At 42.6% G+C, this 17847-nt stretch carries 13 protein-coding genes and 1 tRNA gene; 7 read left to right on the forward strand and 7 right to left on the reverse strand.

Going from position 1 to position 17847, the window contains the following annotated elements:
- Positions 1-28: 28 nt before the first annotated feature.
- Together ACQ76V_RS06920 and ACQ76V_RS06925 are read left to right on the forward strand one after the other, a co-directional pair.
- On the forward strand, positions 29-1189 hold the full coding sequence (locus ACQ76V_RS06920; protein ID WP_440999758.1) for an aminotransferase class V-fold PLP-dependent enzyme: 1161 nt from the start codon (positions 29-31) through the stop codon (positions 1187-1189).
- Positions 1190-1339: 150 nt separating this feature from the next.
- Complete coding sequence (locus ACQ76V_RS06925; protein WP_440999759.1) at positions 1340-3085, forward strand: sodium:solute symporter; 1746 nt, start codon at positions 1340-1342, stop codon at positions 3083-3085.
- An 87-nt stretch (positions 3086-3172) separates the two neighbouring features.
- Here ACQ76V_RS06925 and ACQ76V_RS06930 read toward each other — a convergent pair whose 3' ends face one another.
- Positions 3173-5665, reverse strand: a complete 2493-nt coding sequence (locus ACQ76V_RS06930) for a zinc-dependent metalloprotease (RefSeq protein ID WP_440999760.1) — start codon at positions 5663-5665, stop codon at positions 3173-3175.
- Between the two features lie 232 nt (positions 5666-5897).
- On the opposite strand from ACQ76V_RS06930, the gene ACQ76V_RS06935 reads away from it, so the two are divergent.
- Entirely contained in the window at positions 5898-6509 is a 612-nt protein-coding gene (locus tag ACQ76V_RS06935; protein WP_440999761.1) for a class I SAM-dependent methyltransferase, read from the forward strand.
- On the opposite strand, the gene ACQ76V_RS06940 is transcribed toward ACQ76V_RS06935, so the two are convergent.
- The 5 genes from ACQ76V_RS06940 to glmS all read right to left on the reverse strand — a co-directional run bounded on the left by ACQ76V_RS06940 (position 6510) and on the right by glmS (position 12554).
- Positions 6510-6827 carry a phage holin family protein gene (locus ACQ76V_RS06940; protein WP_440999762.1) on the reverse strand — a complete coding sequence of 106 codons (318 nt, stop codon included), beginning with the start codon at positions 6825-6827 and terminating at the stop codon, positions 6510-6512.
- Positions 6828-6891: 64 nt separating this feature from the next.
- Entirely contained in the window at positions 6892-7251 is a 360-nt protein-coding gene (locus ACQ76V_RS06945) for an Hpt domain-containing protein (RefSeq protein ID WP_440999763.1), read from the reverse strand.
- Between the two features lie 407 nt (positions 7252-7658).
- Positions 7659-9914, reverse strand: a complete 2256-nt coding sequence (locus ACQ76V_RS06950) for a heavy metal translocating P-type ATPase (RefSeq protein WP_440999764.1) — start codon at positions 9912-9914, stop codon at positions 7659-7661.
- 107 nt (positions 9915-10021) lie between these two features.
- Positions 10022-10591, reverse strand: coding sequence for a helix-turn-helix domain-containing protein (locus ACQ76V_RS06955; RefSeq protein ID WP_440999765.1), 570 nt, complete (start codon positions 10589-10591; stop codon positions 10022-10024).
- 118 nt (positions 10592-10709) lie between these two features.
- Positions 10710-12554, reverse strand: coding sequence for a glutamine--fructose-6-phosphate transaminase (isomerizing) (gene glmS / locus ACQ76V_RS06960; RefSeq protein WP_440999766.1), 1845 nt, complete (start codon positions 12552-12554; stop codon positions 10710-10712).
- A 133-nt stretch (positions 12555-12687) separates the two neighbouring features.
- Between glmS and ACQ76V_RS06965 the strand changes: the two genes are divergently transcribed.
- The gene (locus tag ACQ76V_RS06965) at positions 12688-13896 is read left to right on the forward strand and encodes a GlmU family protein (protein WP_440999767.1); all 1209 of its coding nucleotides are present in this window, start codon (positions 12688-12690) and stop codon (positions 13894-13896) included.
- An 18-nt stretch (positions 13897-13914) separates the two neighbouring features.
- On the opposite strand, the gene ACQ76V_RS06970 is transcribed toward ACQ76V_RS06965, so the two are convergent.
- The gene (locus ACQ76V_RS06970; RefSeq protein WP_440999768.1) at positions 13915-15390 is read right to left on the reverse strand and encodes an SLC13 family permease; all 1476 of its coding nucleotides are present in this window, start codon (positions 15388-15390) and stop codon (positions 13915-13917) included.
- Between the two features lie 305 nt (positions 15391-15695).
- Between ACQ76V_RS06970 and ACQ76V_RS06975 the strand changes: the two genes are divergently transcribed.
- From ACQ76V_RS06975 to ACQ76V_RS06985, 3 genes are all read left to right on the forward strand, one after another.
- Positions 15696-15911 (forward strand): cold-shock protein, encoded by a 216-nt coding sequence (locus ACQ76V_RS06975; protein WP_095606012.1) that lies wholly within the window; start codon positions 15696-15698, stop codon positions 15909-15911.
- 283 nt (positions 15912-16194) lie between these two features.
- Complete coding sequence (locus ACQ76V_RS06980; RefSeq protein WP_440999769.1) at positions 16195-17346, forward strand: Ig-like domain-containing protein; 1152 nt, start codon at positions 16195-16197, stop codon at positions 17344-17346.
- 119 nt (positions 17347-17465) lie between these two features.
- A tRNA-Leu gene (locus ACQ76V_RS06985) sits at positions 17466-17550 on the forward strand.
- The last annotated feature ends 297 nt before the right edge of the window (positions 17551-17847 follow it).

A 17847-nucleotide genomic window follows, 5' to 3' on the forward strand; every position in this document is an offset into this window, starting at 1 on the left:
ATTTAACTTTCTAACATTCAACATTAAGATGGATTGTCAAAAACATCTTTTTTCTCTTCCCGAGGATCGTCATTACATTAATTGCTCCTTTCTTTCTCCCTTGTTGAAATCGGTGGAAGAGGCCGGTATACGCGGTATTAAAACAAAAAACCGTCCATGGGAAACAACACCCCATCACTTTTTTGAGGACAGCAACACCCTTCGATCACTTTTTGCCCGACTCGTAAGTGCTCCCAACGCTTCGGATATTGCAATCATGCCGGCCGTTTCGTACGGATTGGCGACTGTAGCAAAAAATATCGATCCCCGTAAAGGAAATACGATTGTAATTGCCGGAGAACAGTTCCCAAGCAATGTGTATGCATGGAAACGATTTTGCAAAGAGCGCAATTGTCAGCTTAAGGTTATTGATCCTCCGAAAGGATTTAGTAATCGGGGGCAACAGTGGAATGAACGCATCTTAGATACTATTGATGAGGATACGTTATTGGTAGCCCTCGGCAATGTACATTGGACGGACGGCACATGGTTTGATTTAAAAGCTATCGGATCAAAAGCATGGGATAATGATGCTTATTTTATAATTGACGGTACGCAGTCAGTGGGAGCTTTGCCGATTGACGTACAAGAAATTCAGGCGGATGCCCTGATCTGTGCTGGCTATAAATGGCTGATGGGGCCGTATGCCATATCACTCGGATATTTTGGTCCAAGATTGCAAAACGGTATTCCTCTTGAAGAAGGATGGATTGTACGGAAAGACAGCGAGGATTTCAGCGGACTGGTGGATTATGAGGATGAATACCAGCCGGGCGCTATACGATTTGATATGGGGGAACGCAGTAATTTTATTTTAGTCCCCATGATGATTGAAGCGCTTAAACAAATTTTGGAATGGGACCCTGCAAATATCCAAGCATATTGCAAGCAACTCACTAAAGAACTGGTAGAAGGTTTACCCGACTACGGTTATCAGATTGAGGATCTGGAGTGGCGAGCGGGGCACATGTTTGGTATACGGCTGCCGGCGTCTGTATCCCTAAAAAAACTACAGCAACAGTTGAATGAACATAATATTTATGTATCGGTTCGGGGCTCGGCGGTGCGCATTTCACCGAATGTGTATAATGATGACGCAGATATTACTATGTTATATGATGTGCTTAAAAACGTTACGGGTGATGCTTAACGTAAACCCTTTGAATTGGAGATAAGTTATGGCAGAGAAAAAAACAGAGGAATCAAGCCCAAACTACTGGCCTGTCTTCTTTATGGGACTTGCCTACATCTTACTGCTGGGGCTGTTTACGTACTTCTTTAATTTCCCCATTTAATCGCTATGCACTGGATTGACTGGCTTGTTCTTGTTGCATTTTTAGGGTATACCATCTGGGACGGTACCCGGCATGGCAAGGAAAGCGAAAATATTGAGGGCTTTTTTCTTGCCAATCGCTCAATGCCATGGTGGGCAATGGGCCTTTCGGTGATGGCTACCCAAGCCTCGGCAATTACGTTTATCGGTACCACCGGCCAAGCTTACGTCGAAGATATGAAATTTGTGCAGATCTATCTGGCGGTTCCTTTTGCCATGATCATTCTGTGCATGACGCTGGTTCCATTTTTTAATAAACTTCAGAATTTTAGTGCTTATGAGGTACTTGAGGAACGGTTTGGCCTTTCCACCCGGCTTTTTACCAGTTTCCTTTTTCTGATGTCGCGCGGGCTGGGTTTGGGGATTATTATTGCGGCACCGTCGTATGTGCTTGCTGTACTGCTCAATCTTCCGCTCTCAACCACGATTTTGATTATTGGAATCACTGCCACTCTTTATACAATGGTTGGCGGTATCAGCGGGGTTATTCGCACTGATGTAAAACAGATGGCCGTAATGATGTTCGGACTTGCTTTCTGTTTTTTCTGGATTCATTATCAGCTTCCTCCGGAGGTGAATTTTAGTGATTCGCTTTACCTTGCCGGGACTTTGGGCAAGTTAGATGCATTGGATATCAGCTTTGATATCAGTGAGAAATATAACATCTGGACCGGTGTTTTTGCTGCGCTCTTTTTAATGCTTTCCTATTTTGGGACAGACCAAAGCCAGGTACAGCGATATCTTACGGCCAAATCACTGAATGATGCCCGTAAATCGTTACTGCTTTCAGCCTATGCCAAAGTGCCCATGCAATTTTTTATTTTGCTGTTGGGCGTAATGCTCTATGTGTTCTATATTTTTGGGCCGGCCCCGATAACCTTTCACAGCACCGATCCTGTAGCCGAAGGAGAGCAAACACAGATCGCGGGCGAAATGCTCCAGAAGGAATATGAAACCACGTATCTTAACCGAAAAGAAGCGGCTCTTGCTTTACTTGATAATCAAACATCAGAAAATGCCCAGGCTTTTCGCAAAGCGGACCGACGCCTTAATGAAGTACGTGAATCGGAATTGGAACGGCAGGAAAAAATCACTGAATCCAGTCGCAACGATACCAATTATATCCTGCCCTATTTTATTCTCCATGAAATTCCTATTGGAATTATCGGCCTTATTGTAGCCGGTATCTTTGCCGCTGCCCTCTCAAGCATCGACAGTGAGCTTAATGCACTTGCTACCATCTCTATTGTCGATTGGTATAAACGATTAGACTCTGAAGATCGGAGTGCAAAATGGTATCTCAGATCCTCACGCTTTACAACCGTTCTGTGGGGATTACTGGCCACCGGAGCGGCTTTGGCTCTTGGTGAAACGCGTTCAATTATTGAACTCGTAAATAAGATCGGCAGTTATTTTTATGGCTCCATTCTGGGTGTTTTTGTCTTGTTACTCTGGGTTAAAAGAGCCAATGGCGTTGGGGCTTTAACGGGGCTCATCTCCGGCATGGTTACCGTCTTTTTGTTTGATCGCTTTTTCGAACATCCCGAAACTGGCAGCTGGCAGCTCATTTTGCCCTGGCAGGAAACCCCTGAAGGATTTACCAAAGCTATTGAATATCTGTGGTTGAATCCGGTGGGCACGACGGTCGTGGTAATAGTGGGCGTAACTGTTAGCATGTTTTGGGATCAAATTAGTGACAAATCTTTACGCTAATCTCCACAGATACCCAACGTTGTCCTAATAAAAAAGCCCCGGCTATAAACCGAGGCTTTAAAACAATTATCCAATTACTTGTACTTTTTAATTGTCCGGATTAAGGATGTTTTCAATTCGTACTTCCACATCAGCTAAGTGTGCACCTGTAGCACGATCACTTACACGATTTTTGGTGTTCTGAACATCATCTAACAATATCTGTAGCTGATTTCGAACAATGGGTCGAATATCAGACTGACTGACATTAACATCGGTCCACCCAAGGAAATCCTTAAAGGCATCGGGGATGCTTGGCAGCTCTTCCGTCATCAGGTACTCCATACGTTCGAGATAGGCGCGCTGTAGGTTCCGTCGATGCACGTTGATAGCGCTATTGTTATCGAGCTCAGACCAGATACCGTTACGAACATCATCCATCATTTCGAAGGCATCATACGTATCTTCTGATGACCGGGCATCAAACTCGATGAGTCGAGCTATTCGCTGCGGATCGGTAAGATCGTTAAGCACTCTCACTTGAGCGCTTCGCATATCATCGACGACAGTAGATTGATTGACGAGATCAAGAATATCTTCTTGCAACAACCAGTCAGGAGTCATAAATCCATAGTCGATAAGGAAATCCATTGCCCGTTGTTGGGTTTCTTCCGACACAAAAGTATAAACAGGACCTTCCTGATTATAGGTTTTATGATCTTCATATACACCACCTACGTTTTTGGTGACGTGTCCCATATAACGGTTCCACTGCCCAACAACATTGTTATAAAGCTCTTCGAGCTCAGCAAAGTTTTCTCCATCGCGCTCGGTCCATTCAACCAAGTTTGAGGTAATACGCTTCAAGTTTGCAATACCAAGCTCACTGGCTTTCATTGCGTCATTTCCGAGATCTTCATTTTGCGAACGCGGATCAATTTTGTTACCGGTTTGCTGCCCATAGAAGTAACGGGGATCATCGGCTCGTTCTCTTGTCCACTCGTTAAGTTTGGCAACCTTTTCCTCTTCACTCATATACTCGGGAAACCAGGTATAACCCCATTTTATAGACCATTTATCATATTCACCGACAGCGGGATGGAACTCCTCTACCCCATCATCGGGCTGTGCAATGTAATTGAAACGGGCGTAATCCATAATTGATGGAGCCGTGCCGTGTTTCTCGGTAAATGTTGGAGACCGAAGCGAATCGACCGGATACGCATAGCTTGATCCATAGTTGTGGGGCAAGCCAATGGTGTGTCCAACCTCGTGGGAAGAAACAAACCGAATGAGTTCGCCCATTACTTCGTCCTTAAACTGTACAGCACGTGCATCGGGATTGGCCGCAGCAGTTTGTACAAAGTACCAATTACGAAGCAGATTCATAACGTTATGATACCAACCAATATCACTTTCCAAAATTTGTCCTGTACGAGGGTCGTGCACATGAGGTCCGTATGCATTTTGGATATCCGAAGCAAAATATCGGATTACTGAGTAACGAACATCTTCGGGACTCCATTCGGGATTTTCTTCCTTAGAGGGCGGATCTTTTGCAATAATCGCATTTTTAAACCCAGCCGCCTCAAAGGCTTTTTGCCAATCTTCAACTCCCTGCTTTAAATAGGGGCGCCATTTCTTTGGCGTTGCGGGATCGATATAGTAAACAATTGGATTTTCCGGCTCCACAAGCTCTCCATTCAGATAAGCTTCTTTATCACTGGGCACCAGCTTGTAGCGAGTAATATACTGCAATTCGTTTGCTTTGTGTCGCTCAGTACCGTAATCAGTTTGCTGAACGCTGAAATATCCTACCCGCTGATCATAGGAACGAGTTTCCCATTTCTTGGCTGGCAATAGAACCATGCTGTGATTGATTTTCAACGAAATTGTTCCGGTTGAAGAACTGGAAGGGGGATTAGAAGCTTCATAGGTCATCCAGTTTCGCGCTTCAATATTCTCCGGATAACTATTGATGTGCTCAATAAACGAACGGTCGGTGTCTAATCGACGTACACGATATTCTTCCCGTTCATCGCTTTGCAAGCCGAGTGCCGGAATATCACTGGCATATAATTTTGTGACATCAATAACCACACCGGCCGAATCTTTTCCAAGTGATTCGACATCAAAGGACGCAATAATAGGTTCAAAGTTTGAGTTTTGAACCGCCTCGTAAACCGGTAAAGAATCGTTGGCTACATTTTCGTAAGAAACGTGACGCAGCAACACTTTATCGTCTTTCTTTTGCCAGCGTACAACTTGGGTATTTAACTTTTCACCGCCGTAGCCTATTTCGTCTTGTGTTTCGGCTATACGCGAAACAAGCAACATTTCACGACTTAATAAGGTATCAGGAATCTCGTAAAAGTAATCTTTGTCAACTTTATGGACATCAAATAATCCGGCATCGGTTTCAGCCTCGTCAGTGATAACTTCACTGTACGGCTTAATACCATTATCTGATTCAGGTGATGGAGGGCCGCCATTTTTTGATTTGTCTTGAGCACTTTGAGTACTGGCGCATGCCCCTAACAAACCGGCACACAATACCATGATACTCAAACGCTTCAAATCCTTTAAGATAGAGTAACGCATAGATGGTTTTTTAAATTTAATGTTGGTTAACAAGAACTGATAAAGTCAGTGCTGTAATGAAATGAATCAACTATAAACAGGTGATTAGATGTAAAAAGATATTTCAACGTAATGTTTACAAACGTTTATTAATTTACAAAACAAATATTACCATAATTCCACATGCACTGATTAGTCAATTTGCCTAAGCTTTATTACCTTTATTAACTACTCAGTAATCAAAAAAATTTCATTGGAACACCTATTTTACTTTTTAAAAGACTTAAAGCGAGTAGGAGCAGTTGCTCCCAGTTCTAAGTTTTTAGCCAAAGATCTTGTGGCTCAGCTAAAGACTAAACTTGCTGATGCCGACTGTAAACCGTTAAATATTCTGGAAATTGGAGCTGGAACGGGGTCACTGACCAAACAAATTGCAAAGAATCTTCGCCCCCAGGATTCTTTAGACATCGTTGAGATCCACAAAAAGTTTTATCAAATCATTGGTTCAAAATATCGTCTCAATGATAACATCCGTATTCATCATGCTGATATCTTAAACTTCCATCCCCAGAAAAAATATAATTTTATATTTTCAAGTCTTCCCTACGAAAATATGCCCGAGGAAATAACCAAGCAGATCTGGGAGAAGAAATTAAAACTTTGCTCACAAAAAGCGTATATCAGCTATTTCAAGTACTTGAAATTCCGTGATTTTAAAAGCGACTTTGAGGAAAATATTGTCAATACCTACAAACATGACAAAAAGATTGTCTTTTTAAATATTCCTCCCGCCAAAATTTACACCCTCGAAATTAATAAGACTGATAAAAAGCAAACCGCCTTCAAAAGCTCTAACGTGGCATAATTAGAAAAATCCTAAATTCAGCAACGCCAGCAGCAGACTAAAAAGAAACGCCCAGCCAAAGCTTTTAATTTTCATTCCCTCCACGAGCTCGTCAACTAACATCAGCATAAGGGCATTAATTACCAGGAGAAATAACCCAAAGGTAATGATGGTGACGGGCAGCGTTAGAAAAACTAAAATTGGTTTAACTAATGTATTAAGAATTGCCAGAAGAATGGCAACCCCAACTGCTGTGAAGAAGCTTTTAATCTGTACCCCTTTGAGGATATAGCCTATCACAAAAATTCCGACGCTGTTTACTAATAATGACCAAATCATATTAATTATCCGTTTGGTGAGAATTTGTGTGCAATACGGATAATCCTCCCAAAGGTTATAGCCGTTATTCTCTTAATGCTTCAATTTTAGCAGATAATTCATCCAAGGCTTGATGAGACAGCTTACAGAACTCTGATATCTTTTCTTGCAGCTTATCCGATATCTCTCCTGTTTTGGCCTTCTTCTCAATATCAAGAATTAGTTCGTGGGCCCGTTCCATCCCCATATATTTTAGATTGGGCTTAATTTGATGGGCTTGCTTGGAGAGTTGTTGCCAGTCTTCATCCTTAACATACTGCTGGATATTTTCAAGAGCACTTGGCATATCTTCAAGAAATGCTTCGGTAGTTTCTATCACAATGGAATCATCACCCATTGCAATCTCACGCAAATAAGACAGGTCGGTTACTGATTTATTATCCACAGAAAAACGCTTTTGAATTTAACATTTTGGCATGCAGATTACTGCATACCAAATACGCATTTCTGCTATTGCAATACAAATTAAACTTTGTAACTAAGCCGTCTTATTTCTTATCCTGTCAGCATTACAATGCCCACAAGCACCAAGAATGTAATTTTCAAGATTAATGCCTTCCAATCTTTCATTACGGTGTCTCCAAATTTTACTATTACACTTTGTCGGAAAAGCAACTGAGAAATAATAAATCCATCTTTTAATATCAAGTTATCAACAATGATATATCTATAAATAATCGCTTATCACTTTCCGTTTCTGCATTCAAGAGATATAGGCAGGCATTTTGTTACAGATTTCCTCAGCAAATAAAAATAAGTAAGTTTTCCACATAATTATCCACATACTTCTAATTAACTTGTGGAAAGGTCAGCTTTTTGCAGGCGCCTGGAGTTAAACACCACATTAATAGAGCTAAATGCCATGGCTGCTTCGGCCAGTACCGGATGCATCATCCCCATGATGGCAAGGGGTATCATCACGACATTGTAAAAGAATGCCCAAAACAGATTTTGTTTTATCTTTTTAAACGTGGCCTCACTTAGCTTTATCGCTTGCACCACTGACTTCAGTTCTCCTTTTACAAGCACAATATCACCGGACTCTATCGCTACGTCGGTGCCCGTGCCAATAGCAATGCCTACATCAGCCTGTGTCAGGGCGGGGGCATCATTAATACCGTCTCCCACCATAATAACCTTTTTGCCGTTTGATTGAAGACGCTTGATCTCATTGGATTTTTGATCAGGAAGTACATCCGCAATCACCTGTTCAATACCAACTTCTTTTGCCACTGCGCGCGCTGTTCGCTCGTTATCACCAGTCATCATTACCGGCGTAAAACCCATCTCCTTAAATGTCAAAATAGCTTCTTTACTGTCTTCTTTGATGGGATCGGCAATTGCAATAATTCCAACCAATATCTCATCAATACCAACCAAGACTGTTGTTTTAGCCTGTTTCTCATAGGTTTCAATTTCGGTCGCAGTGTCTTCTGAAATATTGATGTTTCGCTCTTCAAAAAGAGCTTTTTTTCCAATAATGACTTGCTGTCCATCCACATCAGCTATTACTCCTTTTCCGGACAACGCCTCAAACCCGGAAATATCCCAGAGAGTAACTTCATGCTCCTCGGCGTAGTTAACGATCGCTTGTCCCAATGGATGCTCAGAACCTTTCTCGGCTGATGCCGCATATTGTAACATCGTCTGTGCATTAAGATCTGAAGTAGTAACCAAATCAGTAACTGAAGGTTCTCCCTTAGTAATCGTACCCGTCTTATCAAGCACAATCACATCCGTTTCGCGCAAAAGCTCAACAGCTTTACCTTTGCGAATTAAGATTCCGTTTTCCGCTCCAAGACCAGTCCCCACCATCAGAGCTGTGGGTGTCGCCAATCCCAGCGCACAGGGACAGGCAATAACCAGCACGGCAATAGCTGCATAAAATGCCAGGGCTACCGAACCCATATTCGGATTTATCCATGGAATGAAGCTTGAGGCCCACACCGCAATTTGGCCAAAAAATTCCGGAAAGATCATCCACGCCACCCACGTAGTAATCGCCAATCCGATAATCACCGGCACAAAAACCGCGGTAATACGATCGGCAAACTCCTGAATAGGCACTTTTGACCCCTGAGCCTCTTCGACCATGCGAATAATTTGATTAAGGAACGTCTCACTGCCCACCTTTGTGGCCTGCACTTTAAGCGTACCATTTTTGTTAATCGTCGATCCGATTACTTCATCGCCTTTCTCCTTCTGCACCGGCATCGACTCTCCCGTAGCAAGGGATTCATCCACACTACTTTCTCCGTCAATGACTTTGCCATCGGTCGGTATCTTTTCTCCCGGACGGACAATCATCACATCATCCACCTGCAGATCTTTTACCGGGATGGTCATCTCCTTACCATTGCGAATGATTGTCGCTTCTTTTGCTTCCAGCGTCATTAAATTCTTTATCGCCTCGGAAGCACGACCTTTCGCTTTGGTTTCGACGTAGCGCCCCGTAAGATGAAAAGCCATAATCATACCGGCAATACCCGCGAAGCTGTGGAAGGGCGGTCCCATCCCAAAAGTATGCAATAAAGCTACAAATCCTGTTCCCAGTGCTGCCAACGAACCCATAGCAATAAGCACATCCATGTTGGGCGATCCGTTAATTGCTGACTTCCACGCTCCCCTTAGGGTTTCCAAGCCGGGATAAAAGATCACGACCGAAGAAAGACCAATCATCATCAGCTGATATACCAATTCCCCGCCGAGCGCATAGCCGGCAAACATTTCGGGAATCATCAGCAAAATAATGGGGATGGTCAGTGCCCACGACCACCACATCTTATGGTAAGCTACATCAAGTTTTTTTTTACCGGTTATATCCGGATCCTCTTTTTCGTCCTCATCTTTAACATCGTAACCGGCATTTTGGACGGCCTCTTTTAACTTTTCACGAGTAATCTCACCGTTTTCAAACTCAACCAGCGCTTTTTCCGTAGCCAGATTAACGGAGGCCTTACTTACTCCTTCCACTTGGGAAAGGGCTTTTTCTACGCTGTTGGCGCATCCGGCACAGTGCATGCCTTCGATTTTCAGTGATTCTTTCATAGCTGTTTCTTCTAAATTCTAAATTACATCCAAGTATAACAGCTTTTAAGAAGCTACCTCTTACACTGCGTCAAAAGAAATGTGTAAAATTTTTGGATGGTTTGGACTTATATCGCATCCAACGACTGGCGACTATTCTCATCAATGTGACTGCGAAAAGAACTGACCGTTTCCCCGGTCACTTTTTTAAACTGGTTGGAAAGATATTGTACACTGCTATAGTTTAGCTTCCATGCTATCTCGCTGAGCGTTAACTCATCATATGAGAGCAACTCTTTGACCCGCTCAATCTTTAGGTTAATAAGATATTTTTCGATGGTGACTCCACTATGATCTGAAAAATATTTACTCAGATAACTATAATTATAATGCAAATTACGCTCTAAAAATGCAGACACCTTGTCGGAGTCTTCTGCGTCTTCGAGATGTTTGAGATAATCAATAAGTTGAACCTTTATCTGTTCAAGAAGTGCTTTATCATTCTTTTTGATGAGCTCGAATCCTTTATCGACCAATTCTTCGCTTATTTTTTCCAGATCTTCAGATACCAGATCTTCGGCCAAAATAACTTTGCCAAGTGCAATAGATTCGATCTCAAAATCCAAATCTTGTAACACTTGCTGCACCGTCATTATGCAACGGTCACACACCATATTTTTAATTTGTAATGTGGTCATAGATTAATAAAACGAACTAACTTTTGATATCATTTATTACCACCTTTCCAAAAATAGAAAAAGGCAAAGCTTCTCCTGCTCTGCCCTTTAAACATCCTAAAAAAGAATTTGGTTGCACTTACTCCACTGTCACACTTTTAGCCAGGTTTCGAGGCTGATCCACATTACAACCGCGATTTACGGCAATATAATATGAGAGCAGTTGCAGCGGAATTGATGTTAACAACGGAGACAGGCAATCTTCCGTCTCGGGAATGGGACAAGAAAATTCAGAGAGGTCAATAACCTCATCATTATCTTCTCCGGTAATCGAAATAATGCGTCCGTCACGCGCTTTTACTTCTTCAATATTGCTGATCATCTTCTCATTGGTATGATCGGTAGCAGCAATGACCACCACAGGCATCATTTCATCAATAAGCGCAATGGGCCCGTGTTTCATTTCTGCAGCCGGATACCCTTCCGCATGGATATAAGAAATTTCTTTCAGCTTTAGGGCCCCTTCAAGTGCAACGGGGAAATTGTACGTACGTCCTAAATACAGGAAGTTAGGCGCATAGGTAAACAGCTTGGCCATATCTTTGATAGGTTCACTGTTATCTAAAATTTCCTGTACTTTTTCGGGGATACGATCAAGCTCTTCGATCAATCGGGCCGCATAATCTTCGTCAAGCACGCCTCGTCTTTGTCCCAACATAATAGCCATCATGGCCAGTACCGAAACCTGCGTGGTAAAGGCTTTGGTAGATGCCACTCCAATTTCCGGTCCGGCATGCGTATAAACGCCGGCATCCGTATCTCGAGCAATCGTTGATCCCACTACATTGCAAACCCCAAGTGTAAGTGCTCCACGCTCTTTGGCCGTACGCAAGGCCGCCAAGGTATCTGCCGTTTCACCACTCTGTGAAATCACCAACATCACATCATCCTCATCAATAAGTGCTTCGCGGTAGCGGAATTCAGAAGCGTACTCAACCTCTACTGAAAGCTTTGCCAGATGTTCAAACAGATACTCAGCAACCAATCCGGCATGCCAGCTGGTACCACAGGCAGCAATAATCAACCGTTTGGCGTTCACCAGCTTATCGAGCACATCGGCAATACCCCCCAGCTGTATAGAATGATCTTCTACGTTGATTCGACCACGGAGGCAATCAGAAATGGCACGCGGCTGCTCGAAAATCTCTTTAAGCATAAAGTGCGGATAACCACCCTTTTCAATCTCTTCAATGCTCATCGCCAACTCGTGGACTTTCTTTGTAAGCGGCTCATCCTTGATGGTCTTTACTTCATACCCATCTTTGGTAACAATAGCCATCTCACCGTCATCAAGATAGACAACCTTTTTGGTATGCTCCACGATGGGCGATGCATCCGAAGCCACAAACATTTCATCTTCACCAATACCCAACAACAGGGGCGATCCTTTACGAGCCACGAGGATACGATTGGGTTCTTCAACATTCAAAATGGCCAGCCCGTAGGTTCCAACTACTTGCTGCAATGCCATTTGCACAGCTTGCTCAAACGTAACTTCTTCTCCATTCCCGTTTTCATAGATCTCCTCAATAAGCTGAGCAATAACCTCTGTATCAGTGTCGGTCTTGAAAGTACGACCTTTATTCTTCAGTTCTTTTTTTAAACTGTTATAATTCTCTATAATCCCATTATGAACCAGCGCAATCTTTCCCGATTCACTTACATGGGGATGAGAATTCACATCGTTTGGAGCCCCATGCGTAGCCCAGCGCGTATGACCAATACCGACCACACTCTCATTGGGATCGGCATTAACTTTTTTCTTGAGGTTCTGAACCTTTCCCTTTCCTTTCCTAATATCAAGCTGACCATTAAGCAAGGCAATACCGGCAGAGTCATAACCGCGATACTCAAGGCGCTCAAGCCCTTTTACAATGATATCGCTCGCTTGTTTATTTCCAATATATCCTACAATTCCGCACATAGATGTCTTGTATTATTGAATTTCTTTGCTGATTCTTATACTGTCTCTCTGACTGAGATTTGAACAGTACTAAAGTTATCATTCTGGTGGATATTTTGAAACAATTATAATTAATCAATTAATAGTCTCATCCATGCAACTTTGTTTCTTTGAAGATAAAAAATCAGACACCTTTCTTCCTCTCACATTAACACGTCCCACGGACGACTTGCGCATTGGGATCTTAACCATTTCCGAAAAATGGGATCAGGCCCTAAATCCTCGAAAAATTGCAAGAACATTACGCCCGGCGTTATCAGGGGTGTTTAATAAGGGAGATATTTCAACGGATGAGAACTGTATCTGGATTAACAGCCGATACCTGCCTACCCAAACGTTGATTAGGCAAATCAATGATTTAAGCGAAGGACAGTACCTAAAATTCGGTGATACCGTTATTGCTGCTAATGTTGAAGGATCAATTTCGAAGCAGTGGCTTGAAAAAGGCGAACCCGACTTTAACACTCTTTTTGTGCTAGAATCCAATAATTTTCTATCCATCAATAACCTCTGGGATCTGTTTCAGCTGAATGGCAAAGAAATTGTTCGTGATATTGAATTATTGGAAACCAATAACAATGTAAGTGACACCGTTTCGGACCATGCCGTACTCGAAGATAAAGACAATATCTATATCCAAGATGGGGCTACCATCGAAGCGGGATCTGTTCTTAATGCGTCAAAGGGTCCCATTTTTATTGGCAAAAATGCCACGGTCATGTCGGGATCTCATATCCGTGGACCTGTAGCCATCTGCGAAAATGCTACGGTTAAAATGGGAGCAAAAATTTATGAAGAAACCAGCATTGGCCCGGTATGTAAGGTGGGCGGAGAAGTCAACAATTCTATATTCCATTCTTATTCTAACAAGGCTCACGATGGATTTATGGGCAACTCTATTGTTGGTCAGTGGTGTAATTTCGGAGCTGATACAAACACATCAAACCTCAAAAATAATTACAGCACTGTACGTATTCCCGACTGGTCTGATAACCAGGAAATTGAAACAAATCAACAGTTTTTCGGGACCGTAATGGGTGATCATTCCAAAACCGCCATCAATACGCAGCTAAATACGGGGACTATTTGCGGAGTGAGCTGCAATATTTTTTCCAATGACTTCCCGCCCAAACTTCTACCCTCATTCAGCTGGGTGGGATCAAACGTCATTCAAACATATCGACTGGATAAAGCCTTTGAAGCAATGGAAGCGGTGATGGCACGTCGCGATGTAAAGATGTCTGAAAGCTACCGCAAAATGATGGAAACAATTTCCAAAAACAGTCAACACCCATCTCGTTAACCCCACAAATTACAGCCTTTAATTAATCCATTCGGGAAGTACACCAACCTCGATACCAAACACATAATTCATCAACGTAAAAGTACCTACCGTCAAAAGCAGTACAAATACAAGGTTTAACCAAAGCCCGGCCTTTGACATTTCCGGGATACTTATTTTACCACTGCTATAGACGATGGCATTGGGAGGGGTAGCTACGGGTAACATAAATGCGCAACTTGCACCCAGGGCTGCAGGAATAGCCAAAAGCATGGGATTTTCTCCAAGCCCAATTGCCACCGAAGCCAAAATAGGTAAAAAGGCTGCTGTAGTAGCCGTATTGCTCGTAATTTCTGTTAAAAAGATAATCAATAGTACGACAACTCCGACTAACAAAATTATTGGCCAGCTACCTACAACACCAACTCCCTGGCCGATCCATTCAGCAAGTCCGGTACTGCTGATGGCGGAAGCCAGACTTAATCCTCCTCCAAATAAAATGAGCACTCCCCACGGCAACTCTTCGGCATCAGACCAGGAAAGTAAAAACTCTCCCTCTCTCAAATTAACAGGAATGATAAACAGTGATACTCCCGCCATAATAGCGATGCCCGCATCAGATAAACCCGGAATGTAAGTACTCAATAAAGGACGCGTAATCCATAACACGGCTGCCCCAATAAAAACAAAAGCTACTTTTTTCTCGGCGTTGTTTATAGCCCCCAAGTTACCCAACTGCGATTCTATTATTTTTTTACCCCCCGGCAACTCTTCTAACTTTATGGGATAAATGACTTTCACCAATAAAAAGTACAAAATGGGCAATGACACCAGCATAAGCGGTACGCCCACCATCATCCACTGGGCAAATCCTATTTCATATCCATAATTTTCGCTCATAAATCCAGCCAGCAACGCATTGGGCGGTGTTCCGATAATAGTTCCCATTCCGCCCACATTACAGCCGTAAGCGATACTCAATACCAAAACAATTTCGAAGTTCAATTTGTCGGCAGTTTCTTTTTGATTTTCTACCAGCTTTAATACTGATAGAGCAATAGGCAGCATCATCAAAGCGGTGGCCGTATTACTGACCCACATGCTTAGGAAAGCCGACGCAATGATAAATCCCATAATTATAGAAGAGGGCTTTATTCCTACAAAGCTGACGATATTCAGTGCTATTCTTTTATGAAGATCCCATCGCTCCATCGCCTGTGCTATTATAAATCCACCCATAAAAAGGAATATCAAGGGATTAGCATAAGGAGCTGTGGCCTCATCAATGGTTGAAATATTCAGGACGGGCAACAACACGATCGGCAAAAGCGCTGTAACTGGAATAGGAAGGGCTTCGGTAATCCACCAGATTGCCATTAACATCGCTACTGCAGCGGTATGCCAGCCTTCGAGGGATAACCCTTCTGGCGCAGGAATTAAATATGGGATCAAGAAGACCACAATGCCAGCTATAAAACCTAATTGTTTTTTCCTTTCAAATTGACCATCACTCATGATCCCAATAGCTAATTATAAAATTTGAATTCTATCGCCCCACAGCGAATTTCTGACCATCCAATATAGTAGATACTAAATATTAAAAGATATGTATTCACCCAAATGGTCGTAATTCCCACCATCAAATTCACCAATATATTTAAGTTGTAAAAAAATAAATAGGTATTGTCCTCAAATAATCCTACTTTGGATCGTTATATTTAATTACCCACCCAGTAAGTTACTTCTTTGAAACGACGCGTTAACTCAACTCCTTTCATCAGATAGAGCAGACAGGTGTACACAAAGACACAGTTATAGTTATGAAACAAGGAAAAATAAAGTTTTTCGACACTAAAAAAGGATTTGGATTTATTGCACCTGATGAAGGCGGCGATGATATTTTTGTCCACAGAAACAATGTCGAGAACCTCGATTACAACCAAGGACTTGAAGACGGCGAAGCCGTTGAGTTCGAGGTAGAAGAAACTCCCAAAGGCTTAAGCGCTACAAACGTTACCAGTCTGGATTACAAATAAGTCCGAAGATTTTTATTGGATTTTAAAAGCCCGCTTTTTAGCGGGCTTTTTTGTTTTACGCCCTTTCTTTTTCCAAGCCAAGCATCCCATTTTTCTCCCCCTCAGCTTGATGATCCTTATTCTTCAATAACCCATCAATTCGTAAGTTGTAGCTTTTAATCCAATGTGGTTCGTTCGCTAATAAATCATGTGATACATTCATCTACAAACATTCACTTAAAAGCCCTCTCCCATTCGTATATAATCGGATGTATTTTCTTAATCGAAAGCATATTGATAAAAATTGGTCAAGATCATTAACGAAGGGGATATCGTCATGTGCCACAATCAGGGAGCAATAAAAACCATTTGCAATTATTTCAAAAGCATCCTCATTACTACAGGCGCCCTTGCAATATTAATAGCAGCAGGCTGTAATGAATCACAACTGCCCGGACTTGGCGAATCACTGGAAGAAACCCCATCTCCCGTACAAGTAATAGAAACACACCCCCCGGATAATGCCCAAAACGTCGAACTGAATCACCAAATACAAGCCAGTTTCAACACTGCTATCGATTCGGCTACCATTAATGAGTCCACTTTTATTATCCGCGAAGATACCTCCACCATAGCCGGATCCTTCTCATACAGCGACAGTATTGTTACCTTTATCCCTTCAAAAGAATTCAATAGAAATAAAGTCATCAATACGACTATATCCTCCGAGATCGCTGACACCCAAGGCAACAGTATGGCACAAGATTATGAGTGGAGCTTTGCCACCCGTCCACCAACTACTGAAGAGCTCACCCCGCCATCTGTAGCAGATACAGATCCAAAGCACCGCGCCAAAGACATTTCCATCAGCACTAATATATCCGCACGCTTCAGCAAAGCTCTGAATCCAGAAACGATAAATAGCAACACATTTTACCTGCAAAGTAACAGCAGCATCGTTTCTGGCTCGGTCAGCTATACCGACTCCACCGCAACGTTTAATCCATCCGGAATGCTCCGCAACGGCACTGAATATACCGCTACCATCACCAGTACTATTCAAGACCTTTTCGGAAATACCCTTACTGACAATTATCAATGGAGGTTCACAACCAAAGAACGAGATAGAACTTCGCCGCGTGTTCTTTCAACGAATCCCCGAGACGATGACCGTAACGTCGAAGTTGATACTGAAATTACCGCTACCTTTAATGAAGCCATGGACCCGGCAACGATCAACGACGAAACATTTTTACTCTACGAGCGTCGGCGCAGTGGATTTCGACAAATATCGGGATCGGTAAGCTACTCAGGAAATACTGCTCGTTTCACACCAAACAGAAATCTGCGTGACAAAAAAGACTATGTTGCAGCTATCAGTGCTTCCGTGACCGACCTTGCCGGCAATTCGCTGACCGAAAGATACCGTTGGAATTTTGAAACTGAAGACGATTAATAACATCGGCGTTCAAAGCAAGCCTACTGCCAAGTAAACTCCAAATAAAAATCTGGAGGCGTGTTTCAATTTAGTAAGGAAAACCCCTATATTTGTCACGCTAAAATTAGTCGGCATTTGCCCAAGTGGCGGAATTGGTAGACGCGCATGCTTCAGGAGCATGTGGGGATCTTCCCCGTGAAGGTTCGAGTCCTTTCTTGGGCACTATAAGAGCTTCATTTATAACCATAACCCGTTGGCGCTCAACGTGCTAATGAGTTACGACTTTTCTTTTGGTAGAATATTGGTAGAACAAAATGGTTTTAAGGTCTGACTCTCCCCTCTCATACTTTAAAAAAGTCTCGGAAACTTAATCCATCATTAGCATTATTCTTGTGGGAACTAGTAATTCCCCCAAGACTAATTTCTGGCTCCCATCGTATTTGTCACTACCTCCCAACGCTCTGCTATCTCTTCAAGGGAATAATAACTGAGCCTTCTGAGTGATTCACAGGATAAAAT

It is taken from the genome of Fodinibius sp. SL11, from assembly GCF_052060035.1.
Taxonomy (GTDB): domain Bacteria; phylum Bacteroidota; class Rhodothermia; order Balneolales; family Balneolaceae; genus Fodinibius.

Coding starts and splice junctions, on each gene's coding strand:
- ACQ76V_RS06920 (WP_440999758.1), top strand. CDS start 29: ATGGATTGTCAAAAACATCTTTTTTCTCTTCCCGAGGATCGTCATTAC.
- ACQ76V_RS06925 (WP_440999759.1), top strand. CDS start 1,340: ATGCACTGGATTGACTGGCTTGTTCTTGTTGCATTTTTAGGGTATACC.
- ACQ76V_RS06930 (WP_440999760.1), bottom strand. CDS start 5,665: ATGCGTTACTCTATCTTAAAGGATTTGAAGCGTTTGAGTATCATGGTA.
- ACQ76V_RS06940 (WP_440999762.1), bottom strand. CDS start 6,827: ATGATTTGGTCATTATTAGTAAACAGCGTCGGAATTTTTGTGATAGGC.
- ACQ76V_RS06950 (WP_440999764.1), bottom strand. CDS start 9,914: ATGAAAGAATCACTGAAAATCGAAGGCATGCACTGTGCCGGATGCGCC.
- ACQ76V_RS06955 (WP_440999765.1), bottom strand. CDS start 10,591: ATGACCACATTACAAATTAAAAATATGGTGTGTGACCGTTGCATAATG.
- glmS (WP_440999766.1), bottom strand. CDS start 12,554: ATGTGCGGAATTGTAGGATATATTGGAAATAAACAAGCGAGCGATATC.
- ACQ76V_RS06965 (WP_440999767.1), top strand. CDS start 12,688: ATGCAACTTTGTTTCTTTGAAGATAAAAAATCAGACACCTTTCTTCCT.
- ACQ76V_RS06970 (WP_440999768.1), bottom strand. CDS start 15,390: ATGAGTGATGGTCAATTTGAAAGGAAAAAACAATTAGGTTTTATAGCT.
- ACQ76V_RS06975 (WP_095606012.1), top strand. CDS start 15,696: ATGAAACAAGGAAAAATAAAGTTTTTCGACACTAAAAAAGGATTTGGA.